The 23,645-nt window shown below is 45.0% G+C and carries 13 protein-coding genes; 9 read left to right on the top strand and 4 right to left on the bottom strand.

Annotation, left to right across the window (positions count from 1 at the left end):
- Positions 1–301: 301 nt before the first annotated feature.
- A complete protein-coding gene (locus tag DX130_RS14210; RefSeq protein ID WP_116046456.1) occupies positions 302–2,602 on the top strand; it encodes a glycoside hydrolase family 97 N-terminal domain-containing protein in 2,301 nt (766 codons plus the stop codon).
- A 168-nt stretch (positions 2,603–2,770) separates the two neighbouring features.
- On the opposite strand, the gene DX130_RS14205 is transcribed toward DX130_RS14210, so the two are convergent.
- The 3 genes from DX130_RS14205 to DX130_RS14195 form a co-directional block, all read right to left on the bottom strand.
- A complete protein-coding gene (locus tag DX130_RS14205) occupies positions 2,771–3,223 on the bottom strand; it encodes a HEAT repeat domain-containing protein (protein ID WP_116046455.1) in 453 nt (150 codons plus the stop codon).
- A gap of 129 nt (positions 3,224–3,352) precedes the next feature.
- A complete protein-coding gene (locus DX130_RS14200; protein WP_116046453.1) occupies positions 3,353–5,095 on the bottom strand; it encodes a sensor histidine kinase in 1,743 nt (580 codons plus the stop codon).
- Positions 5,092–6,675, bottom strand: coding sequence for a response regulator (locus tag DX130_RS14195; RefSeq protein ID WP_165861284.1), 1,584 nt, complete (start codon positions 6,673–6,675; stop codon positions 5,092–5,094). The genes DX130_RS14200 and DX130_RS14195 overlap by 4 nt, the downstream gene beginning before the upstream one ends.
- 282 nt (positions 6,676–6,957) lie before the next feature.
- On the opposite strand from DX130_RS14195, the gene DX130_RS14190 reads away from it, so the two are divergent.
- From DX130_RS14190 to DX130_RS14170, 5 genes are all read left to right on the top strand, one after another.
- A complete protein-coding gene (locus DX130_RS14190; RefSeq protein WP_116046450.1) occupies positions 6,958–7,926 on the top strand; it encodes an ABC transporter permease in 969 nt (322 codons plus the stop codon).
- A gap of 34 nt (positions 7,927–7,960) precedes the next feature.
- The gene (locus tag DX130_RS14185; RefSeq protein ID WP_420818522.1) at positions 7,961–8,902 is read left to right on the top strand and encodes a carbohydrate ABC transporter permease; all 942 of its coding nucleotides are present in this window, start codon (positions 7,961–7,963) and stop codon (positions 8,900–8,902) included.
- 148 nt (positions 8,903–9,050) lie between these two features.
- Positions 9,051–10,664 carry an extracellular solute-binding protein gene (locus tag DX130_RS14180; RefSeq protein ID WP_116046448.1) on the top strand — a complete coding sequence of 538 codons (1,614 nt, stop codon included), beginning with the start codon at positions 9,051–9,053 and terminating at the stop codon, positions 10,662–10,664.
- 120 nt (positions 10,665–10,784) lie between these two features.
- The gene (locus DX130_RS14175; protein ID WP_116046446.1) at positions 10,785–12,881 is read left to right on the top strand and encodes an alpha-galactosidase; all 2,097 of its coding nucleotides are present in this window, start codon (positions 10,785–10,787) and stop codon (positions 12,879–12,881) included.
- Between the two features lie 29 nt (positions 12,882–12,910).
- A complete protein-coding gene (locus DX130_RS14170; RefSeq protein WP_116046445.1) occupies positions 12,911–15,463 on the top strand; it encodes a glycoside hydrolase family 97 N-terminal domain-containing protein in 2,553 nt (850 codons plus the stop codon).
- A 37-nt stretch (positions 15,464–15,500) separates the two neighbouring features.
- Here the strand turns inward: DX130_RS14170 and DX130_RS14165 are convergent, their stop codons facing one another.
- Complete coding sequence (locus tag DX130_RS14165) at positions 15,501–16,394, bottom strand: AraC family transcriptional regulator (RefSeq protein WP_116047199.1); 894 nt, start codon at positions 16,392–16,394, stop codon at positions 15,501–15,503.
- Positions 16,395–16,548: 154 nt separating this feature from the next.
- Between DX130_RS14165 and DX130_RS14160 the strand changes: the two genes are divergently transcribed.
- The 3 genes from DX130_RS14160 (at position 16,549) to DX130_RS14150 (ending at position 23,488) form a co-directional block, all read left to right on the top strand.
- The gene (locus DX130_RS14160) at positions 16,549–19,899 is read left to right on the top strand and encodes a DUF5107 domain-containing protein (RefSeq protein ID WP_116046443.1); all 3,351 of its coding nucleotides are present in this window, start codon (positions 16,549–16,551) and stop codon (positions 19,897–19,899) included.
- Between the two features lie 298 nt (positions 19,900–20,197).
- A complete protein-coding gene (locus DX130_RS14155) occupies positions 20,198–21,163 on the top strand; it encodes an aldose epimerase family protein (RefSeq protein ID WP_116046441.1) in 966 nt (321 codons plus the stop codon).
- 15 nt (positions 21,164–21,178) lie between these two features.
- Entirely contained in the window at positions 21,179–23,488 is a 2,310-nt protein-coding gene (locus DX130_RS14150) for a glycoside hydrolase family 95 protein (protein WP_116046439.1), read from the top strand.
- Positions 23,489–23,645: the final 157 nt, after the last annotated feature.

Below are 23,645 nucleotides of genomic sequence, written 5' to 3'. Positions count from 1 at the left end.
GATAGATTTCAGAGGAAATTATTATGGAATCTCTCTCTTTGTTCCACCGATAATAGAGTTAGGTGATCGGTCTTAGGTGTGAAAAGGAGGGGGTAAAAATGAAAGCGCTTGCCCAACTAACCCTTGCAAAACAACCTAACAAAATTACTTTCCTACGGACCGATGCTTTGACTTTATAGGGCATTCGTAGATGATCAGCCAAGCTTCCGAAAAATCTGGTCTTTCTTAGCAGCAAGTTTGCACGGTTCGATTGGTTTTGGTACTTCTTTAGCTTTGAGCGATTAATTGAGGAGGAAAAAGAATGTCATTTAAGAAAGCAGTAAGTCTCATACTAGTATTGACTATGATCTTTACGTTTGTTCCTTCAGCCTTTGCCATTGATACAGGAACGGAGTACTCCACATCCTCGCCTGATGGCTCACTCACGGCGACTATGTACTTGGAAGGTGGGGGATTATACTACACCATTACAAAAAATGGTGCGACAATCGTCGAAAAATCGCGGTTGGGCCTAAAGACCAGCGATACGGACTTCTACTCGGGAATGTCATTCGTATCCACCAGCACAACCTCTTGGAACAATACTTATTCTATACCGGGCGGCAAAAAAAGTGAAAACCAAGATAACGCGGTACAAAGGGAATATGCCGTGTCGAAAGGCTCGGCTCAGCTTATCATATACATGAGGGTATATGATGATGGATTCGGTTTCAGATACGCTATTCCTGGGATGGGAGAGGCTTTCATCGAGAAGGAATATACCGAATACAATTTCCCTAACGGGACAGGCGGATGGGGTCACCCGCCAGTAAATACTTACGAGGGAACTTGGCAGTATTACAGTCCCACAGCGTTAAATACCAGTACGATTTCAATGCCTTTTTTGGCCTCGATTAACAACAACTCTTATTGGGCTTTATTTACCGAAGCGAATGTATTTAACGCTGACGGGACTTATTGCCCCTCGATTCTCACCGGGAGCGCAGGACAGAACATGAGATTTTCCTGCGGTGCCGACCAAGCTTTGTATGGAACACAGATTCAGGTTGCTTTGCCTTTTCAGAGTCCCTATCGGGCAGTGATAGTCACTGACAATCTGAATGATCTGGTCAATTCAACCCTGGTGCAAAACCTGAACCCGGAGTCAAAAATCGATGACACCAGTTGGATAAAACCGGGTATCTCAGCATGGTCTTGGTGGAGCGAGGATTATTACGGCGACCCGAATGTGCCTGAAGGCTATCGTGAAGTGCCTTATTCCTACGAACGACAAAAAGATTATGTGGATTTCGCAGCTTCAATGGGATGGGATTATGTTTCCGTTGACGCCGGATGGGTGAAATGGACTGACGGTACGATCGAGGATCTAGTCCAATACGCCGCGACAAAGGATGTGGGCATATTCATATGGGCAAGTCCGTATGTCCATACCCCATATGGCGCGAGCAGGATGAATCTGCGTAAATGGGCGAGCTGGGGCATTAAAGGAGTAAAAGTGGACATGACGGCTAATGAATCGCAGGTCGGAATGAGCTTTCTGGAGACGGTAGCTGATTATGCTGCGGAGCTTAAGCTTATGGTATATTTCCACAACTCCACAAAACCGGGCGGAGAAGAGCGTACTTGGCCTAATGTCATAAGTTCGGAAGGGGTGCTTGGCTCCGAGCGCTATAAATTGTATTGGCCGCCGGCTCCAACCGCTGCACACAATACCACGCTTCCGTTCACAAGAAACGTGCTGGGTTCAATGGACTACACACCGGTTGCTCTTAGCAACACGAACAAAAACACAACACAGGGTCACCAATTGGCGATGTCTGTTGTGTATGAATCCAAAATTCAAAACTATGCCGACTCCATAGACATATACGCAAATTGGAAAGGTACGGAGCTTCTGCGGGTTGTGCCTGCCTCATGGGACGAGACAAAGCTCCTTGACGGTTTCCCGGGGACTCACGCTGTTATGGCAAGGCGAAGCGGTTCGGATTGGTATATCGGGGCGATGACCGTCGGCGCGAGGACCATAACGATTCCTCTTTCAAGTCTTAACCTTGATCCGGGCGACTACACGGCTTATGTGTATAAGGACGGAGCGACAGGAGAATCCATCACTAAAGAAATAAGTACAGTGACAGCCTCTTCAACGCTGACGATTCCTCTTCTAGCAACTGGAGGAGCCGCGGTTTTGATTTCAAAGACTACCGTACCAAGTATGCCTGATGATCCTTATACTTACTATGAAGCGGAAAGCGCTACTCTTACCGGTTCTGCCAATGTTGTAAGCTGCGTCAATTGCTCGAACGGCTATAAAGTTGGCAACATGGGCAGTAATGCAGGCGCTGTGGAATTTAATGTGACCGTACCAACAGCGGGTACTTACAAAGTGAAGATAAATTATCTGGCAGTGGGCGAGAGGTGGCCCAACTACAGTCTGAATGGCGGCCCTAACACATTACTTAAAATTAGGCTGGATTCAGGAAGCTGGAATGTTGTTCGAAGTCATGTTACAACGATGAACTTGAACGCCGGTAGCAATACGATTAAGTTATCCTATCCGAATTGGGGCGCTGAAATCGACAACATCGGAGTTCTGATACCGTAGGCAACTGACAAAAGGGGCCAATAAGCCCCAAAAATAAAAAAGCTGGACGAGAAAACGTAAAGTTTTCCGTCCAGCCTTTTTGTGTTTCTGCTTTTGCAGGCATGCAGCGAGGCGGAGGCCCGCCATTATTTTAGGCAGGTTGTGGGCTAATATCCCCCGACTTGGCGGCTATCTTCTAGCAGGCGTCTCCCAAATTTCACGAAGCCAGGAGTCGAACTCAGCACCTTTGTCGCCCTCGTAAGTATCATAAATATCCAGACGCGTCTTTTGCAGTTTTTCCTTAAATTGCTCGAAGGTGTGACCAACAGGTAGGCTTTTCTTAATCCGGAGCAAAATTTTGTTGAGGCCTTTAAACAGCTCGCCCTTATTTTTGGCAGGCATTTGCACATCTTCACCCAACTGCTTCAGCTTGCGGTATGCGGCTTCGCGTACCTGGAACACTTGATCACCTGTCAATACATGCTGCAGCAACTTAATGGTAGGGGCTGTATCCCAGTTCCCTAATTCGTTCACCGCATTCAGTCTTTCTCTCCAGCTTCCCGTTCGATTGGAAGCTCGTTTGAGCTCCTCGAAGTTTTCCGGCAGTTCGCTAATTGCTCCAGCATTATGGTTGTTTGTCAACGTTTAATCTCCTTAATCATCGCCATCTCGGCAGAATGATGAATGTTAGTTATGTGAACACCATTATAGCACGAACTTGACTATACTACTCCTATGAAGCCGATTGACCAGCCTAAAAATCACATTTACTCAATTTTGCTGTTGCAAAGGCAGCATAATGGTAATTTTTGTGCCCAATCCAGCTTCACTATGAATGGTTACACCGTAGTTTTCTCCATAAGCAAGCTGCACACGTTCATGAACATTTTTGATGCCATATCCTGCTTTCGATTCTGAGGATAACAGTGTTTCTACTTGTTCAGAAGACATTCCGCAACCGTCATCTTCTACTTCAAGTAAGAGCGCTGGGACACCAACGTGCATGGATTGGTAGACACGGATGGAGATTTCCAGACATTGTTGATCATCATCTATGGCGTGATTAATGGCGTTTTCGACAAAAGGCTGCAACAACAATTTTATCGTTTCATAGGTTGACAAGCTTTCGTCAACTTCCCAGCGTTCAATAAAGCTATCCTCAAAGCGCATATGCTGGATGGCGAGATAGTGCTTGGTAAGGGCGATTTCTTTTTCCAGCGTAATATATTGATGCCCCATATTTAGCGATGTTTGATAAAATCTTGCGAGATGGTTTACAATTTTGCTTACTTCAATATCATTATTTTGGATGGCGAGAGAGGAAATGCCTGACAGCGTATTGTACAGAAAATGCGGATTGATCTGGCTTTGCAAGGCATAAAGTTCCGCATCGCGCTTGGCAAGTTCCTTGACATACAGCTTTTCAATCAAATCTTTGAGACGTGTGCTCATCTTGTTGAAAGCCGCGCTTAATTGACCAATTTCATCCTTGCTGGAATCAGTGAGCAAGGGGGTGAAATTTCCTTGCTCGACTTGCGCTGCTTGACGGTTTAATTTACGCAGGCGGAGCGAAAGGTATTTGGCAATGACAATGATCATTAAGATGGATAAGACAAGACTAAAAAGCGCAATGACAACAATTTGCATAGCGGTTTGACGAGATGAACGCATGATTTCGTCAATGGGTGTGAGAGAAACGGTTTTCCAACCATGAAGCATGGTGTTATACACAAGCAAATGGGGATCTCCGTTAATGGTGACAACCTCTTGATTGACGGACAACTCAGGGCCGATGGCTGCGCTGAATGACAGGTTTAAAAGCGATTTATCAGATGCTGAGATAATTTGATTTTTTTCATTGAGCAAGTAGACACTTTTGTTCTGCTCTTCTTTTTCGATTAACTTGTAGAGTAATTCTTCATAAAGACCGATCGTCACCATGCCGTAAAATTGGCTTTGTGTATTAAAGTTGAGAATACGCCCAAGATAGATCACATTTTTCCCATTTTTGTCCTGAATCACGTTACTGAATATATTGTTGCCGTAGGTTTGTTGTAATTGAATTAAGTACTCAAGCGGTAAATTTTCAAGTGTAATATGTTTGAGAAACAGACCATCCTCCGGAAGCGTTTTATTGTCTACATAAAGGTTGATGCTGGCAATGTTGTTGTTCGCAGTAAGCAAGCTGTATAAGAGTCCATCGATATATCGGTAAGCTTCGACAAAAGAATAGTCATTTGTATAAGTTTGCGTAAGATAGGCTTGTAAGGTTTCATCTGTATAAATCAGAGATGAAATTTGGCGAAGATTATTCAAGTGAGCGTTGACATTACTGCTGATTTGTTGGTTGCTGCTAGACATATTTTCATAAGTCAATTCGAGCAGCCGTTGCTCCGTACGATCATAGAAGAAAACCGTAATAAATATAAGTGGGGTGATCGTGACGGTAAGAAATATGACCAGCAACTTCTGCAGCAAAGACGAATTGTTGAACAGCTTTTTCAATGTCTTCATGTTCGTTGTCTCTTTTTGGCGTGTGTACGGTATTGGTTAGGGGTGAGCCCCGTGCGTTTGAAAAAGACAGAGCCGAAATAGGACGGGCTTTCATAGCCGACTTGTTTGGCAACCTCATGAATTCTATGATTGGTTTCCTGCAGCATGAGGCAAGCATGATCCATGCGGATCTGAGTTACATATTCGAGTAATGTTTTTCCGGTAACATCTTTAAATATCGTTCGGAGATAGTTGGGTGAAAGGTAGATGAGTTCAGCAAGCACATCAATCGAAATCACCCCTCCATAATTTTTTTGTATGATATCACATACTTCGTTGACAATCTCGATATGTCGATCGACGGGAGATGCTTCCAGCTCATCCATCATAATGCTCAGTAATTGCCGCATGTGTGTCTTCATAGATTGCATGCTTTCCATCAGGGAAAGGCGCTCTAAAAATTTGGAATCGCTTTCAAATATTTCTTGCAAAGGACGGTTGTTAGCCGCAACCGCAGACAGTACCGCATTAAATACGGAAACGCTGTCTACAAAAACTTGACTGATATTTCCGGGTGGCAGACCACCATCAAAAAAGTCATGGAGCCATTCTTCCACTTGGTCTCTGCGATTTTGTTGCACGGCGGCAATCAAGTGCTCTGTTCTGGGAAATGGTTCCTTGCGCAATATGGCGTGCATGTTCTCCCAGTTGTCATGGATCAGTCCTGTGCCGTGAATAGCAACCAGTTGATTGCGTGTTTGCAGCATCTTTGGCCATTGTTTTGTAAAGGAGAGCAGGGTTTGCGGGTGGTCTGTCAGGAATAGGGATATCCAACGTTGCGCATTCGCTGACTGATCTCTCCAATGCGTAAACACGGTACGGTCTGATTCCTTTGTGACGAAAAGCCATTGGCCATCGCGCAGTTTGGTCAGTACACCGGGAGAGTGGCTGGACAATCCGGCGATGAAAAATTCTAATCTTTCCACAGTGGAAAAATCACCGGAAGGCGCGTCGAATACAAGCGGATTCTCTGCGAGCAGAGTATATTCGTCTATACTGATAAATACAAAGTGGAATGTTTTGTTATCCGCAGGAAGATGCAAATAGTGGTTGTATACAGCAGTAACTTCGTCCGCTAAGCCGGAGAGCAGATTACCCCCGATTTGAAGAAGTTCACGCAGGTATTCTCCCGACGTTAATAAGGTGGAATTGAATCGATTTTTCTGCTCTTCACAACGTTGACGAACCATCCTCATCGTGGCAGCCAGTTCTTCGTGGTCAATGGGCTTCAGCAAATAGCCGCAGGCACCATGTTGCAGTGCGGCACAAGCATATTCAAATTCATTGTATCCGCTTAGAAAAACAATTTGAATGTTAGGGAAGCGAGTATGAACTTGTTTACAGAGTTCAATGCCGTCCATGACAGGCATTTTCACGTCGGTAATGAGAATATCCGGTTGCAGGGACTCTATTTTGCTCCATGCATCTCGTCCGTTGCTGGCAGTGGCAATGACACGGCAGGACATTTGTTCCCAATCTATATAATTTGCAAGAGTGTCTAAAGTGAGTCGTTCGTCATCAACTAAAATAATCGTGTACATAGATCCTCCTTGCATAATCATATGTCGTTATAGATGATAGCTTTGCTTAGAACAGAGTATAAGTTCCAATGTAGGCAATGTCAATTGAAATAGATCGGGTACATTAGCCCTCATCTAATTGAATAGGCGGGGCTATTTGACGTTGCTTTTTAACTAAAACACTTGCTATTGTGATAGTTCGTTTTATTGTGATAGAAATCGGAAAATCGTGATATAGCGATACCATACAAGATTTTATATGATGAATTCATAAACTTAAATTGGAGATAAGGAGGCGGGAGAATGGAAGTTGAGATGGATAGAAGCAACAAGAAAATTCCGTTTCTTAAACATCCTACAATTAAAAAAATGGTGCGACAGCGATATTTTTATTTGCTTCTAATTCCGGGAGTTGTATGGGCAGCATTGTTTGCTTACGCTCCAATGGTTGGTTTGTACATGGCATTTGTAGATTATCAGCCGACGTTAGGGGATTTCTGGGGCTCGCTTTTTAAAGCGGAATTTGTGGGATTACAGTGGTTCCAATACTTCTTTTCAGGACAAGATTTTTGGATCGTGATGCGCAATACGTTGGTATCGAGTGTGTTAACGCTCTCGATAGGGTTTATTCTTCCTATTATCATTGCCATCATGCTGAATGAAGTAAGAATAACCTGGTTCAAACGGACGGTCCAAACAGCCTCCTATTTACCGTTTTTTATTTCATGGGTTGTTGCTGCAAGTATTGTGATTACCTTGTTGTCCGCTGAGGGACCTGTCAATCAGCTGCTGATGAAAATCGGATTTATAGAACAGGGTATTTTGTTTATGCAGGAAGGCAAGATGTTCTGGATCATTATAGCCCTTTCGAATGCTTGGAAGGATATGGGTTACAATTCCATCATGTATATGGCTGCTATCGCTGCCATTCCAACGGAGTTGTTCGAAGCTGCGAAAGTGGACGGAGCCAATCGTTTGAAGCAAATCTGGCACATTTTACTGCCGATGCTGCGGCCTACCATTATTATTCTGTTGATTTTGAACATCGGCAACTTGATGAATACCGGATTTGATCAATATTTCTTACTTGGTAATTCACTGAACCGATCCTATTCTGATGTCATTGATACCTATGCGTTCCGTTATGGCATTCAGAATGGCATGTTCTCCTATGCAGCTGCTGTAAGTATGTTCAAATCAGTTATAGCCTTTATTCTGGTGATAACGGTAAACCAAATATCTAAAAAAATGGGCCAAACGCATCTGTTCTAACCATTGTGCATACGGCTGGGAGAGGAATGGAAAAATGAATAATGAAGTTGCACGGTGGAACAAGACAGGCGCTAGAAGCAAGTGGTCACAGCGCTATACGCTGGCAACCATTACGGGGAATATGATCGTTTACGGATTTTTATTGTTATTGTTCATTGTTACATTCTTTCCGTTCTGGCATATTTTCATATTGTCCCTGAATGATGCTTCTGACCCAACATACGGACAATTTATGCTGTGGCCAACCGAATTCAGCCTCGACAGTTACAAAACGGTTTTGAAGGATTCAGAAATTTTGAATTCCATCGGAGTGACGGTCGCTCGAACGGTGATTGGAGTGCCTCTTACGCTGGCTTGCATTTCCATGCTGGCTTACTCGCTAAGTAAAAGAGAACTGGTAGGCTGGCGCAGCATTAATTTATTTTTTGTATTTACGATGTATTTCAGCGGCGGATTGATTCCCACTTACATGGTCGTTCGCAGCTTGAATCTGATCGACAGTTTCTGGGTTTTTATCTTCCCCGGGATTATGAGTATATTTTGGATGATATTAGTTCGCACCTACATGGAGGGTTTGCCCAAAGAAATGGAGGAAGCGGCACAACTAGAAGGTGCAAATGACATTCAGATTTTTTTAAAAGTCATTATACCTGTATGTATTCCGGTACTGGCTACGATCACCTTGTTTTCAGCTATTGTTCATTGGAATGCATGGTATGATTCTTACATTTACACCTATAATCCTAATTTGAAAACGTTATCAGCTGTTTTGGTGAAAATTCTGAATCAATTCCAGACCAATGACATGTTAAGTGCGGCACAGCAGCTTGCCAATGAACAGCGTAAGATGCCGGTATCCAGCGAGAGTATCCGTATGACTGTTACGATGGTAGCGACATTGCCCATCATTCTTATGTATCCATTACTGCAAAAGTATCTCCTAAAAGGAATGCTTATTGGGGCAGTAAAGGGCTAAGCGTTACTAATCAAAGATTGTGCTTTCGCCCATATCCCGAATCTGACATACGGTTCAGGTTATGGTTGAAATATATATCCCCCTGCATAAGCAGAGGGAAGCAAGTTGGAAGCTCAAGAAGCTATTTCATTCATAGGAGGGTATCAGAATGAGAAAAAGAATCGTTATGGCAGCGCTACTTGCATGCACTATGCTTATGAGCGCATGCAGTACCGGAGACAAAAATGAAAACGTTCCCAAAGGGGGAGAAGCAAACGGTACAACGAAGAAGCCTATTACATTAACGTTGTTTGACAAAAATGTGGGCGATCCGTTTACTAACCCTGTTGCAAAAGAAATTACAGAACGTACAGGTGTTTTTATTGAGATTCAGCAACCTACCGGTAATCCGGATGAGAAACTGAATTTGATGTTAGTCAGCGGAGATTTGCCTGATATTGCTGTCATTGACAGACGTGAAGCAACCATGAACAAATACATTGCCGGTAAAGCATTGATTCCGCTGAATGATTTGATTGAGGAGCACGCTCCGAACATCAAGGCGCGTTATGGTGACGTGCTTTCCAAAAGCGTCTATGAGGATGGCAAAAATTATTACTTGAACAACTGGTACGGCTTGGATCCAGATCCAAACTGGGCAATCAATATGCGTATGGATATCCTTGAAGAGTTCGGATATGGCGAGCGCGCATTGGCCGGAGATTCCTTTACACAGGATGAATTTCTGGACTTGCTAAGAAAATTTAAAGCGAAATATCCAACTGTAGACGGAAATCCTTCTATACCGATGACCGTGAACGCCGATCATATGCCTACTATCATTGGTTCATTCAAGGCGATGTATGGGATGAAAACGTATTATGAGAAAGATGGCCGGCTTGAGTTTATAGTAAGAGATCCGCGTTACTTAGAAATGATAAAGTTCATCAACACTCTTTATGCAGAAGGGTTGCTTGACCGTGAATGGGGCATCAATAAAGCTCAAAACTATGAGCAGAAAACAGTCAGCGGACGTGTGTTTGCGACGGCGGGCGGTATCGTGAATGAAGCCAACACGGCATTCCGCGCTCAACACGGCGAGGATACCAATCAACTGTTCTACGGGTTTAAAGTAACGGCCCCAGGCGTTGATCCGGAAAAAACAACATTTGGACCTCGCAGCTCCTTGGGTTGGGACGGTATTGGTATTACAGTAGCGAATGAGCATCCGGTAGAAACGATCAAATTTCTAGACTTCCTTGCAAGCGAAGAAGGTCAGTATTTGCTGATGTGGGGTAAAGAAGGCATGAACTGGAATATAGAGAACGGCGTTCATGTACCGACGCAAGAAGCGCTCGATTCCATTAGAGCTGACTGGCAAGAATTCTCAAAAACAACAGGCGCACGAAAATGGACATGGATGGTTAAGAATGGATTGGGCGAAGACGGCACTCCTTATGACTTAATGTTCCGTTACAACAGAGATAATGTGAATCAACATGCACTGAAATCAATGGAAGGTTCCACTTGGGATACTGCGCTTTATGATGATCTAGGTCCAAAGGGAGGCTCACCCGACGCATTGAGTGAGCAAAAAATCAAGGATATTATCGACAATAGCTTCTCCTCTATGGTGTATGCAAATTCACAGGGTGAAATTGACGGTATGTATGCAAAAATGATTACTGAGCTAGAAGCCAATAATGCAGTGAAGATTGAAGATATTTATACAGCTAACTACAAGGTTCGTATGGATTTGTACAACGCTGCCGAAAAGAATTAAGCATGTAGCAATTCAAGAAAGTTTCGCTATGATGACGGGGCGGAGTGCGACAAGTTGTACCCTGCCCCGTGTATTTTAATCTAGGAGAATGTGAATTCGCTTTCTAAGGAGACATATAAGATGGCTATAATCATAGGAAAAAACAATGTTTTTTTGTTAAACACAAGAAACTGCTCGTATAGCTTTAGTGTAGATCAGGAAGGACTCTTGCGGCATCTCTATTGGGGTGCACGCATAGATTCGGTTGAGGATTTCAAGAATGAGCCCTATATATGGGAGCAAGGTTTTCATCCCCTCAATGATGTCAAGCGAGAAGAATGCTCCTCTTTTGGAACCATGCGGTTCAAAGAAACTTCTTTCAAAGTAACGTTTGCCGATGGTGTCAGAGATTTTCGTTATCGTTATGCGGGGCATACGATTGACAATGACGAACTCACCGTGATTCTGGAAGATACGGTATATCCGCTTCAAATGTCCTTGCACTACAAGGTGTATGAAGAGGTAGATATTATTGAAAAGCGTCGCACCGTGAAAAACAGTGGAACCGAAGTCGTTTCTGTGGAGCGTTTGCATTCGGGAGAATGTTCGTTGCCTGGAGCAGGTTGGAATCTGAAAAACTTTAACGGCATGTGGAATGCTGATTTTGATGCTTTCGAGCAAAAAATTACGGGCGGAAAAACGGTGTTGGAAAGTCTGCGCGGTGCAACGGGTCATGTAGCGAATCCGAGCTTTGTTCTGCATCAAAATGCGGGAGAAACATACGGAGAGGTCTATTATGGGGCACTGGCATGGTCAGGAAATTTCAAAATCGTATTGGAGCAAACACCCTACGAATATTTAAATATTTTGGCGGGGATGAGTGATACCGACTTTGAATGGCGATTGGCAGGCGGGGAAGCTCTGGAAACACCGGCTCTGTATCTGGGGTATTCACCGGATGGGTTTGACAGAATGTCGAATGCAATGGGCGAGTTCTCACGGGCATATGTCATGCCAAAGCCGTTGGCAGATAAGCCGCTTTCCGTTTTATATAACTCCTGGGAGGCCACCTATTTTGATGTGAATGAACAGGCGCAGCTTCAGCTTATCGAAAAGGCTGCACAAATCGGTGTAGAGCTGTTTGTCATGGATGATGGATGGTTTGGACAGCGCAGCGATGATCATGCGGGGCTCGGAGATTGGGGAGTAAACACAGTGAAGTTTCCAAACGGACTGGCTCCCCTGACCCAAAAGCTGAAGAGCTACGGCATGCAATTTGGTTTGTGGATTGAGCCTGAGATGGTGAATCCCGACAGTGACTTGTATCGCGCTCATCCGGACTGGGTGTATCATTACGCAAGTCGTCCGGTGATGGAAGGGCGTTACCAGTATATGCTTGATCTGACAAGGCAAGATGTACAGGATTATATCATTGCGGAGATTGATCGGTTGCTTACGGAGAATGATATCTCCTATATCAAATGGGATATGAACAGAGGGATAAGCGAGGTTGCTTCTGCTGTGTTGGATCGCAGTGAATTTAAAACCATTTGGTATCGGCATACGAAGGGGTTTTATCATATTATTCAATCGTTAAGGGCGCTGCATCCTGAGGTAGAGTGGGAAGCTTGTGCAAGCGGCGGCGGCCGCGTGGATTATGGCGCTATGCCATACTTTGACGAATTCTGGCCAAGTGATAACACGGATCCTCTGGACCGCTTGTCTATTCAAGAAGGGTATAGCTATCTATATCCAATCAAATATATGCGCGCCTGGGTGACGGATTCAGGAAGCAATGGCAAACGCGCCATGCCGCTGTTGTTCCGATTGCATGTCTCCATGTGCGGTGCGCTTGGCATTGGACTTAATTTGAATGAGAGTACGGTAGAGGACATGGAGCTTCTGAACAAATATGTGGCGCTCTATAAAGAAGTTCGTTCCATTATTCAGTTTGGGCAATTACACCGCTTGGCTTCGTTACCGGTGGATGGATTGCAGGCCGTGCAGTACGAGAATGGAGAAGAAAGCGTATTGTTTGCATTCCTTGATCATCCCTCTCGCTGGCGCACAGCATTTACGATTCGTCCAAGAGGGCTGGATGCGAAAACTAGTTATCGGGTCGACATAGAAGGGCAGCAACAGCAGAACTATTCAGGCGCGTTTTTGATGAACAATGGTCTCACGATTACACTTAACCATGATTATGCAAGTTGTATGGTGCGCTTGTTGCCGGAATAAAAAATACGAATGGACAGGGGATTGCATCTATGTGGAAACTGTATTCGCCTAATCATGCTATTAGTTTCACAGTGTTTGAGAATGCCGAGAAGGAATTATGGTACGCGGTTGAGCGCAATGGCCAAGCGGCAATTGAGCAAAGCAAGCTTGGCTTTGAAAGTGATTTGGAGGATTTCACAGGAGGCTTTCGTTTTGTAAAGGAAGCTCGTGCTGTTGTTGACGAGAACTATTCCATACCAGCGGGTAAAAAAGCAGTTTATGAGAATCATGCGAATGAGATGATGCTAGAGTTCCAGTGTGGCGCTTATACGTTTGTACTGTGCGCGCGTGCTTATGATGATGGGGCTGCTTTCCGCTATCAAGTACTGTCTAATGAAGAAAAACCGATGAAAGTATTACGTGAAGCAACAAACTTTAATTTGGCAGAGGCCTACAATGAATTGTGGCTGCAGCATTGGGTGAACAGTTATGAGGGTACCTATGACCGTACCGGCTGGGAAGACAAAGAAGGCAGAGATTACGGGATGCCAAGCTTGTTCCACGCTGACAATGGCGGCTGGGTCATGATTACAGAAGCAGAGGTATACAACACGGATGGCAGCTATTGCTCTTGTCATTTGCGCGGAGCCGGAGAGCGAAGCATGTCCTTGGAATTCGCTCCGGAAGAAATGGGGCGACCGCTCTCCTGTAAACTTCCGTTCGCCTCTCCTTGGCGCGTCATTGTGGTGACAGACGACTTAAACGAATTGGTGAATACAACCATCAACTATAACTTGAATCCGCCTTCTGTCATGGAAGATACAAGCTGGATCAAGCCGGGGCGTTGTTTATGGGGTTGGTGGGAATATATGAATAGCGCACAGCTATATACAGAGCAAAAGCGCTTTGTAGATTATGCGGCAGCGGTCGGATTTGAAGGACTCACCGTGGATGCGGACTGGGATATTACGTGGCTGAAAGAGCTGTGCGATTATGCCCACTCGAAAGGGATAGTCGTATGGCTGTGGAGCGCCATGCAGTATATCGACACCCCTGAAAAAGCGCAAGAGAAAATTCCGTTGTGGGCAAGCTGCGGGGTAGACGGGCTTAAGGTCGATTTCTTCCAGAACGATTCTCAGCATACGATGTGGCAATATGAAATGATTGCAAACTTAATGACGGAACATCGGTTGATGATTAATTTCCATGGGTCAACCAAATGTATGGGCGAAGGACGCACATGGCCGAACTTTATGACGGCAGAAGGGATTATGGGAATTGAACATTATATGTGGAGCGGCTTGCCGGACGCAAGGCACAATTGTACGGTTCCGTTTACACGCAATGTCATCGGTCCGATGGATTATACGCCGACCGGATTCTCGAACAAAAACCGCAATACCACGCTAGGGCATCAAATGGCGCTTTCCGTCGTTTATGAATCAGGCGCGGCCCATATTGCAGCATCCATTTATTATTTGGAAGCATGGAAAGGGACTGATTTTTTACGCCGCATGAAGCCTGTTTACGATGAGATCAAGGTGTTGTCTGGTTTTCCAGGCCATCATGCAGCCATTATGCGCCGTTCCCAAGAAGATTGGTTGATTGGCTGCATTACAGACGAAGCGATGATCCTGCGTCTGAGTATGGATTTCCTGCCTGAAGGTGAGTTTGAAGCTGATATTTATGAGGATGACTACAGCGGCGAATTGATGAAAGTGAAGCGCATCAAAGTGACTTCTTCTGATGTTATAGAGCTTCCACTGCTGAAAGGCGGCGGTGCCGGCATTTATATCACAAAAGAAATCTCTGACCTGCCAAAAGGGATTTGTTCCGGTTACATGAGTGATGCAAGAACCGAGTACTTGGCAACAGCGGGACAAACTCGGCAAGGCAGCGAGCCAGTCGTTTATGAGAATGAACAGGAAGCGGTATTGCTGAATGGCAGCCTTGTGTTTTCAGTGAAAACAACGGATACGCCTCATACCATAAGACTGTTCTATGCAGCAACAGAGCCTTGGACACTGCGAGTCAGTGACGGAATCAACAAAGTGGACATGGCCATGCCGCAAAGCGGCTCTAATAAAATATTCATGACCAAAGATGTAATATTTCCTTTCTCTGGCGGCGAGTGCGCGTTGGTCTTGGAGCGTATTGCAGGAACGGTGCCGGCTTTGGAAAGAATCCATATTATTGATAACAATCCGCCAAGAGAATGGTATGTTCCTGTTGGAAAAGGCAGCCTGAGCGGTGGCGCAGAATTTGTGTTGGACGCAGCAGGCGCGGAGAAGGTTACAGGTCTTGGCAATGGTGGCGAGCTTAAGTTTGACCGTATTATGGTGCCTAGGGATGGCTATTATTTAATGCGCTTTGACTACTGTGCAGGGGAAAGCAGAGACCTCAGCATAGAGCTTAACGGAGGAGCGCATACGTACAAAACCAATTTGCACAGCACAGCCGGCTGGGGCTTCCCTGTTTGGGATATCAAAGATCAGCGTGAAATTCGCATCTGGATGCAAGCGGGCAGCAATACATTCCGTCTATACCATGATGAAGGCCGGGCCGTTCATATATACGGTTTTGCTATTATTGCAGATGAGTAAGAAGGCTTTGACGTAAGCGGGAAAAGAATGGGGGAAGTCACCCCTTTCGTGTATTTCGATACACGAGGGGAGCCTTCCCCATTATTTTTTTGAAGAGTCGTGAGAAGTAATAGGGATCCTGAAACCCGAGGCGAATGCTAATTTCCTTAATACTCTGCTCGGTCAGGTCCAGATATTGGCATGCGAGTTGAATCTTAAGTCGTAAATAGTAATCGATGGGGGAGTAGCCTGTCGTTTTTTTGAACACATGCGTATAATGCGGAACCGACAAATGGGCTTGATCCGCTAATTCTTGTAGGGATATATTCTGCTCCAAGTGATCGCTCATGAATTGGAGCGAGAGCTCCAGATCGTGCTTTTTCTTCTGCTTCCCTGGCACATGGGGTTGTTGCTGCGAGAATCGTATGAGCGCCGCGAGATGAGATGCCAGTTGCGAGACATAAATAATGCGGTTGAGGGAGTAGCCTTTCTGCAGAAGATCATAACATTGATGAAACAGCTCGATGATTTTGGCGGAATTTTCAACGGATACCTGTGTTGGTATCGTATATTGATCTATGCCTTCAAAGAAGGAATCGGCATTCTCTCCTTTCATATGAAACCAATAAATAGTCCATGGATTGGTTTCCGAGGAGCCGTATTCATGGGGCATATTTGCTGGGATAACCATGACGGAGCCTTTCTGCAGGATCTGTTTCTTCTGACCACTCAGGCTAACCCAGCCCTCACCAGCCATACAATACATAACGATATAAGCAGCGCTGCCCGCAGGACGTTCACGGTAGTGATGCAGTGCCTGCGGAAAGTAGCCTATATCGGTTATATACAGTGGACGAATGAGCGGGTGAGTCGCGTATTCGGCAATAATATCATCAGGCAGCACAATCAACTTTTGGGACATGAATCCGTCTTGTTTTTTCATAGTATCCATAATATACACTATGCTTTTTCCAGAAACGCTTGTCAACTCTTAAACGCAACTAAAATCATAATATAATCCATCATCTTCATTTGATAGTGAATGGTCTTGAGTGATGAAACCTCGTAGGATAAGAGTAACGAATATACATCTTGTATACGAAGGGATGAGCGAATTGACACAACAAGACGAAGTTAAGGTATGGGAAGAAAGGATTGAAATTCCTACTTATGAAGTAGGGGAGCCAGATAAAAATCCGATGTTTCTGGAGAAACGCGTCTACCAGGGGAGTTCAGGCCGAGTCTATCCTCATCCAGTTATTGATAAAATCTATGATGATAAGGTTATGAAGCCCTATCAAATGGTGTACCTGGAAAACGAATACGTTCAAATTCAAATGATGCCTCAAATTGGCGGACGAATTTATAGAGCGATCGATAAGACGAATAACTATGATTTTGTCTATCACAATCAAGTGATCAAGCCTGCATTAGTTGGTCTGATTGGACCATGGATCTCAGGCGGTATTGAATTTAACTGGCCGCAGCATCACCGTCCCAATACGTATGGACCTGTTGAATACAGCATAGAGGCCAACGAGGATGGCAGTAAAACGGTATGGGTAGGCGAAATCGACCGGATGTACGGTACGAAAGTAACAACAGGCTTCACGCTGTACCCTGGAAAAGCTTACTTAGAGATCCATGCGCAAATGTACAACCGCACACCGGAGCCTCAGACGTTCCTATGGTGGGCGAATCCGGCATTGGCTGCCAATGATCATAGTCAATCGGTATTTCCTCCCGATGTACATGCCGTATTCGATCATGGGAAACGTGATGTATCCAAATTTCCAATTGCAACCGGAACGTACTACAAGATGGATTACTCAGAAGGCGTTGATATTTCCAAATACAGTAATATTCCCGTACCTACATCCTATATGGCTTATCAGTCAGATTACAATTTTATTGGCGGCTATGATCATAAAGTCCAGGCAGGGCTGCTGCATATTGCGAATAAACATGTCTCGCCAGGCAAGAAGCAATGGACATGGGGGCATGGCGAATTTGGTCAAGCATGGGATCGTAATTTAACAGATGAAGATGGTCCTTACATTGAGCTAATGACCGGTGTCTACACAGACAACCAACCCGATTTCACATGGCTTCAACCGTATGAAGAGAAGAGCTTTAAGCAATATTTTATGCCATACAAACAAGTCGGCATGGTCAAGAACGCTTCTATTGATGCGGCTGTGAATTTGGAAGTGACCGGTCAACAAGCGACCGTACATGTCTATGCAACCTCGGTATTCGAGGATGCGCATGTCATTCTCAAAAGCGCTCGTCAAACGTATTTGGACAAGACGCTTAAGCTTTCACCCGTTGATACATTCTTGGCTGAAATGGAGATCGATAAGAATGAACTTGAGGAAGATTTAATCCTTACGGTCTTAACTGCAAGTGGCAGAGAACTGATCTCGTATCAGCCGAAGCCGAAGGGAATCGAGCAAACGCCAGCTCCGGCGAAAGCGATCGGCGCGCCGGAAGAGTTGAAGAATACAGAGGCTTTATATTTAGCAGGTCTTCACTTGGAGCAGTATCGTCATGCTACGTATGAGCCTGACGCTTATTATTTGGAAGGATTAAAACGTGATCCAGACGATATTCGCCTGAATAACGCATACGGATTATTGCTGCTGCGCAGAGGGCTGCTGGAAGAGAGTGAAGTGTACTTTAGAAAAGCGATTGAGACGTTGACTCGCCATAATGCAAGACCTTATGACAGTGAGCCGTTCTACAACTTAGGGAAAACCTTGAAATGGCAAGGCCGCTTGGAGGAAGCGTTCACGACATTCTATAAGGCAGTCTGGTCCGCAGCATGGCAAGCAACCGGGTATTATGCGCTAGCGCAAATTGCTAGTGAGAAGCAGCAATATGAAGAAGCGCTTGAACTGATTGACCGTTCTCTTACGATGCAGCAACGCAATTACAAAGCTCGTAATCTGAAGAGCGTTATTCTGAGAAAACTCAATCGTCTGGCTGAAGCAAAGGGGCTGACAGAGGAAACCATACGTCTTGATCCGATTGAATTCGGTTCAAAGAATGAATTGATCTACATCTATGAGCAATCCGGCAATCAAGAGCAAGCAGATCAAGCGAAGCAAACATTAGTGAACCTGATGCGGGACGACGCGCATAACTATATTGCGCTTGCACAGGATTATGCGGATGCTGGGCAATATGTCGAAGCGCTGGATGTATTAGGCCGCATTGCTGAACGTACAAGCGGCAACGTGTATCCAATGGTTCGTTACTATCAAGGGTACTTGAACATGAAGTGTAACAATCCCGCTGCATGTGATTCCTATTATGGCCTTGCGGAGGAAGCGAATCCTGCGTATTGCTTCCCCAACTCGATTCAGGATTATGTCGTATTGAAGCATGTGACAGCATTGCGCGAGAATGATTCAAAGGCACCCTACTATCTCGGCAACTTGTTGTTTGATAAGAAGCGACATAATGAAGCTGTATCCTGCTGGGAGAAATCCGTAGCGTTGAATGATACATTTGCAACCGTATACCGTAACTTGGCTTTAGCTTATTTCAATAAAAAGCATCATTCAGATGCAGCGCTTACTGCCTTAGAGAAAGCATTTGCTCTGAATACATCCGACGCTCGAGTATTTTACGAGCTGGATCAATTGTATAAGAAGCTTAATTATCCATCGGAGCAACGATTAGCCCAATTGGATCAATACAAGGAATTAGTGATCATCCGTGATGATTTGTACCTGGAGTATATTACCTTGCACAACGCCTTGAGCCGTCATGAAGAAGCGATTGCGTTGATTATGAATCGCAACTTCCACCCGTGGGAAGGCGGCGAAGGTAAAGTGCCGACACAATATGTGTTAGCGCGAGTAGAGTGGGCGAAGAAGCTGCTAGAAACAGGCCAAGCGATGGAAGCAATAGAGCAATTGCTCGCAGCGAAGCAGTACCCGTTGAATGTGAATGAGGGGAAATTAGAAGGGGCCCAAGAAAATAACATCCATTATTACTTAGGTCTCTCTCATCAACAGCTTGGAGAAGAGGAGCAAGCTATGCAGTATTTTGCGGCAGCTTCCCAAGGGTTGGATGAACCGACAAGCGCGATGTACTATAATGACCAACCGCCGCACATGATTTTCTATCAAGGTGTTGCTTTACGTCAATTGGGTCATGAGAAAGCGGCTCGCAGCCGGTTCAACAAGCTAGTGGACTATGGAGAACAACATATCTTCATCGATCAAAAGATTGATTATTTCGCAGTATCTTTACCAGACTTCCTGGTATTTGATGAGGATCTGAATAAGAAGAATCATATCCATTGTTACTACATGATGGGGCTGGGTCATTTAGGTCTTGGAAACCAAGCAGAAGCGGTGAAGAACTTTAAGCTGGCACTTGAACTCGAGCCGAACCATCAAGGTGCTGCCATTCATATGGAGCTTGCGCTTCAGGGTGCTTCATAAATTAATTATGCTCAAGAACGCTGTTGAACCGCGTTCTTGAGTGATTTTTACTATAATCCAAAATATGCAAAGCTGCCTCTACATACGGTCGTTCCTCAAGAATGTCTGTGATAGAGGTTTTCTCACCACATAAGAATTTATAAGTTTCGGGGTGACGAAATATAAAATTCTTATTGGCGATAAAACCTACCGATGCTTACGAAGTGAGTTTGCTTTGCAAACTTTCAGGTCGCTCATCTACGAAAGGCCTCGATAGGGGTTTTCTCATATTTATCAGAGGAGAAAGGGGAAAGCAACCATGTTGCAGTGGAAACAACATCAGATGGATGACCAAGTGGTATGGACAGGTACGAACTCAATCATAGAACTCACGATTGCTGCTAATCTAGGGAGCAAAGTCATTTCATTGAAAAATCTGAAGACTGGAAGAGAATGGTTATCGAGATCAGATAACCCGCTTGGCAACAATGGGTATGCGAGTTCATTCGCAGATAGTGACGGCAGCGGCTGGGATGAGATGTTCCCGACGATTAATGTATGCCAGTATCCGGAATTTCCTTGGCAGGAGGTACAATTGCCTGATCATGGAGAGGTGTGGTCGATTCCTTGGCATGTCATCGCACATGAAGGAAAACTCAGTTGCGATGTATATGGGGTGAGGATGCCGTATCATCTGAAGAAAACCTATTCGTTTACGAAAGAACAGCGATTACGGATTGATTATTCGGTTCTAAATCTTAGCCCATTTCCCTTTTCGTTCTTATGGGCAGCCCATCCGCTGTTTCAAGTTGAAGAAGGGATGGAAATGATAGTACCCCGCGAAATGAATACCATTGTTGTCTCCTATTCACAAGATGGTCGATTGGGCCAGAGGGGAGATGTCCAGAAGTGGCCAATCCCCTATGGGGATCAAGAACAGATACGATTGAACGTGGTGGAAGCGGCCACGGCTCGCACGGCAGAGAAGTATTATTTTCAAGGTGAGTTGCCCGAAGGGAAGGCCTCGCTTTTCGACCCGGTTACAGGAGAACAGTTAACGATGCTATTTCCAAAAGATAAGGTTCCTTACCTGTCCATCTGGGCGAATGCTGGCGGATATCAGGGACAGTATCATGTGGCGATCGAACCGGCTACCGGCTTCCTGGACGATTTATCTTATGCAATGGAGCACAAGTCTGTTGCTGTTGTAGAAGCACACGGTACTTATGAATGGTTTTTGGAAATCGAGTTGGCGACTGGAATGCACGATTCAGAGTATAGATAACAAGGAGAGTGCACTATGAGTAAATATAAACTATGGTATAGACAACCCGCCTCGAAATGGTCAGAGGGACTTCCTCTCGGAAATGGAAGAATGGGTGCTGTCATTTATGGGGGCGCAGATTCAGAGACATGGAGCATGACTGAAGTAACCTACTGGTCGGGACAATCGGAAGCAACCATTACCCCGTCTAAGGGGAAGGCTGACCTTGAAGAGATGAGAAAGCATTTTTTTGCGGGAGACTATCCAACAGGAGATAGACTTGCCAAACAAGTGTTGCAGCCGAAAAAAATGAATTTTGGAACAAACCTGCCCCTGTGTGATATAAAGTTTCATTTCGAAACGGTTGTTGATTCCGATAGCTTCATGCGCGAGCTGGATTTGGATGAGGCTATTTCGCATACATCCTACAAGGTGAATGGCCATACCATCCGACGTGAAGTTTTCGCTACACATGCGGATGATCTCGTGGCTTCCCGTTTATGGGGAGATCATCCGGGTTCGGTTTCTTTCACGTTGGGTATCGAAGGGCGTACAGAAGCCTTCCAAACGGAGACAGTGAACAACGACACCCTAACATTCAGAGGCCAGGCTACGGAGCAAGTACACAGTGATGGTACATGCGGCGTATGGAGTGAAGGTCTCATAAAGGTGGTAGTATCCGGCGGCACTCTCCGCAGTGAAGCGGGAGGGCTGGTTGTATCGGGAGCCGATGAAGCCTGGGTGTATTTTGCAGTGAATACGGATTACCGAAGAGAAGCCCCTTGGGAGGAAGATGCCAAGCGCCAAGTAGAAGGAGCACTTGCCAAGGGATATTCACAGCTTAGAGAGGATCATATATTGGACTATCGTGAACTTTATGCACGAGTTGATCTGGATTTGGGTACGTCCGCACAATCCTCTCTGCCTACGAATGAAAGAATACAGTTGTTCAAACAGGGGCAAATCGATGATCCTGATTTGTTTGTTTTATTTTTTCAATATGGCAGATATTTGACGATTGCAGGCTCGCGGGCGGACTCTCCATTGCCGTTGAACTTACAGGGAATATGGAATGATGGTGAAGCTTCTCGTATGGAGTGGAGCTGTGATTATCATTTGGATACGAATACGGAAATGAATTATTATCCCACCGAAATAGCCAATTTGAGCGAATGTCATCTGCCATTAATGCGTTATATTGAGGAGCTTTCGCATGCAGGACGTTCTACTGCGAGTAATTTCTATGGCAGCGAAGGCTGGGTAGCGCACGTATTCTCGAATGCATGGGGATTCACGGCACCAGGATGGGACACGTCATGGGGACTTAATGTGACCGGCGGGCTATGGATTGCTACACACCTGATGGAGCATTACGACTATACGCTAGATCGTACATTTTTGGAAGGGCAAGCTTATCCCGTGTTAAAAGAGGCAGCTGCTTTCTTCCTGGATTATATGACGATTCATCCCTCCTACGGTTGGTTGGTTACTGGGCCATCCAATTCACCTGAAAATCATTTCTATCCAAGCAATAAGAGTCAGGGTGTTCAGCAATTATCGATGGGATCTACCTTGGATCAAGTGCTAGTTCGTGATTTGTTTACCTTTTGTTTGAAATCAGCACAATTATTAGACAGAGATGTGGAGCTGCAGAAGCAGTTAACGGATGCCATAGCGATTTTGCCTCCATTGCAAGTAGGCAAGAAGGGGCAGCTGCAAGAGTGGTTGGAGGATTATGAGGAAGCACAGCCAGAGCACAGGCATTTGTCGCATTTGTTCGCATTATATCCTAGTAATCAAATCACTCCACAAGGGACGCCGGAATTGAGCGCTGCCTCAAGAGTTACGTTAGAGAACAGAATGCTGCAAGATGAACTAGAGGATATTGAATTTACAGCCGCTCTATTTGGCCTCCATTTTGCCAGATTGCATGACGGGGATCGTGCGCACAAGCATATTGGACATTTAATCGGTGAATTATGTTTTGATAATTTATTAACGTACTCCAAACCTGGGATCGCAGGTGCGGAGACGAACATTTTTGTTATTGATGGCAACTATGGCGGGACTGCTGCGATCGCAGAGATGCTGCTACAGAGTCATAATGGAGAAATTCATTTGTTGCCTGCACTGCCAGAGGTTTGGTCGAGGGGATCGATCAAGGGATTGCAAGCGAAAGGCAACATGGAAGTGGATGTGTCCTGGGAGAATGGCCAATTGGTAGAAGCGACCATTTATTCGCATACCAAAGGCAGTATATTCATACGTTTTGGGAATGATAGGATATTTGTCAATCTGGAAGCGGGAGGTACATACTGCTTCAATAACCAATTGCATATGGTCTAGAGATTTAGTAAAAAGACACAGTAAGAGTGAACACGGACTACTGCCCCCCTTTAATGGACATTTAGAAAAAGCCCTACCCAACTCTCCTAACTTTAATTTAATGTGTTCATATAAGTGCTGAACCTCGACGCCGCTGAAGGTGTGTTTCTCGTAGAAA

Origin of the sequence: Paenibacillus paeoniae, from assembly GCF_003388735.1 — a bacterium.
Lineage (GTDB): Bacteria > Bacillota > Bacilli > Paenibacillales > Paenibacillaceae > Pristimantibacillus > Pristimantibacillus paeoniae.
This window is presented reverse-complemented; position numbering and strand designations above follow the sequence as displayed.